Consider the following 1,894-nt stretch of genomic DNA (forward strand, 5'->3'; position numbering starts at 1 on the left):
TATCTGAACTGGTTTTTCTACTATTTTCATGGCATACACACCTGTGCATTGCAGTCACGGATCTGGATCTGTGTATTTGTGCAGGGCTTCCATTCCTGGATGTATTCCAAGGCTTCATAGTAGCGTTTCTTCGGCACGTTGTTGCGGGCGTTGACGTGGAAATAGTGTTTCAGGTCACGGTTGCACTCCGCGAATACTTTCTTGCCGATCTCGTTGTAGGCGTTGCTGTATTTGCCGCCCAGTGCGTCCAGAACCGCTTTGTTGACCTCATCGCCGAGAACTGTCTGCTGGCCGTAGTCAATGGTCATGTGATTCTCCAGATCTGTCACACGGTTATCAATCTTCACCAACTTCTTATCATGCATCAGGATTGCTTTCATCTCTGGTGAATACTCGTCCATGTCATAGCTGCCAGTCTTTCGGATCGCCGGCAGCACTTCTGATGTAACCCAGCGTTTGAAACGCTTGGCTGACGGAAGCTTGCTGGATAAGACCAGACTGTAAAGGCCTGATTCATTTACGATTGTGAGTTCCTGCACACCTCCAAGGGTGTCACGTTTTGTTACCCCCTTATCTTCTTTGTCTACATGGTCTCCAAGTGCTTTTCGAGCATTACTATATCCAAGTCCATTAGCCACATCTTTTCCCACAAACCAGACTTCCCCATCTCTCATCACGGTTCTGATCTGCCCAAATTCTTCATTTTCAAAAATCTTCAGCTGTCCCATATTGCCTCCTTACTCGTTCAATGTTCTTTCCAGTGCATCGAAATCATAGTCCCTTTGCGGAAATGCATTGAATGTATTCTTTGCTGTTTTCTTTTCCTTCTTCTTGGTTGGCTGCTTCTTGACCGGGTAAAAACTCTTCCATCCTTGCACTGTAGCTTCTTCCACTATCATCAGCTGCTCTGCCATATCATCACTAAGACTTCCGAGCTTCTTTCTGAGCAACCGTACCTGGTAATCAGATAACTCCCTGCCGTTTTTTTCTTGACTGCTCAGGTATCCCTGAAAAGCTCTCTCAAGTTCTGGATCATCGAAAGTAATGTCCGGCAGAGCCGTATCTATATCTATATTTCTTTTTTCTTTTATTTCTATAGGACTTTCTTCGGAACTATTTTTATTTTCTTCCGAAGTAATTCGATTTTCTTCCGAAGTAATTCGATTTTTGGGTGCATTTAAGAAAGGCTCCTCTTCTTCCCCGTTTCTGAGGAGCCAATACTTATCGCTATAGAGCTGTCTCTTCATGCGTTTTACTGCTATCTCGTAATAACGACGCTGAATCCCAACAGAGGTGATGATGTTTTCCGTCATGAGGTCATCATCAATGAGACCTATCTCAGAGCAGAAGTGCACCACTTGCACGACAGCTTTTTGCCCCTTCACCCACTTGTTGCCTATCATCCTTGTGATCATTCTTGATAGCTTATCAAGTGAGATCTCTGCGTAGTAACCTTGCTTGTATACGATGCACAGAATGCAGTCATATACAGTCACTCCCAGTGGACCATATCGGTCCAGGAGATCGAAGACCTTATCGTCTTCGTAAAAATCAATCATCTTCGGAAAGTAACTGAGTCCTTTTTTGTTAGGAGCACCACGCCCCATGCCGGACACCTGCCTTTCCTGTATATTACTTAAGTTCCATCAGCGTAACGCTTAAATACGCTTCCTCTTTATACGCCTTTGTGACGCTCAGTTTTATGATCTGTGTATCATCATGGTATGCGATGCCGTTCAGGGCATCCAGCACAACCTTTGCGATGTTGTCACTGTCCGGCTTCTTTGCCGGCCAGATCTTCCCTGTCAGCATGTCTTCCCTTTTCTTCTTCGAGATGCTCTTAGGCGGCTCAAAATACGCCAAGATATTAGCAACCACATACGCATCATCCGAA

The 1,894-nt window shown here is 45.0% G+C and carries 3 protein-coding genes; all 3 read right to left on the reverse strand.

All coding sequences use genetic code 11. The annotated features are described in order from the left end of the window. Positions 1–26: 26 nt before the first annotated feature. Positions 27–728, reverse strand: coding sequence for an ORF6C domain-containing protein (locus LKD42_RS14985; RefSeq protein ID WP_248836159.1), 702 nt, complete (start codon positions 726–728; stop codon positions 27–29). A 9-nt stretch (positions 729–737) separates the two neighbouring features. Next, positions 738–1,607: a DUF4373 domain-containing protein gene (locus LKD42_RS14990; protein ID WP_248836160.1), complete on the reverse strand. Its 870-nt coding sequence runs from the start codon at positions 1,605–1,607 to the stop codon at positions 738–740. Between the two features lie 25 nt (positions 1,608–1,632). After that, on the reverse strand, positions 1,633–1,894 hold a 262-nt coding region (locus LKD42_RS14995), incomplete at its 5' end, for a RusA family crossover junction endodeoxyribonuclease (protein ID WP_248836161.1).

It is taken from the genome of Hominisplanchenecus faecis, assembly GCF_020687205.1.
In the GTDB taxonomy this organism is placed as follows: Bacteria; Bacillota; Clostridia; order Lachnospirales; family Lachnospiraceae; genus Hominisplanchenecus; species Hominisplanchenecus faecis.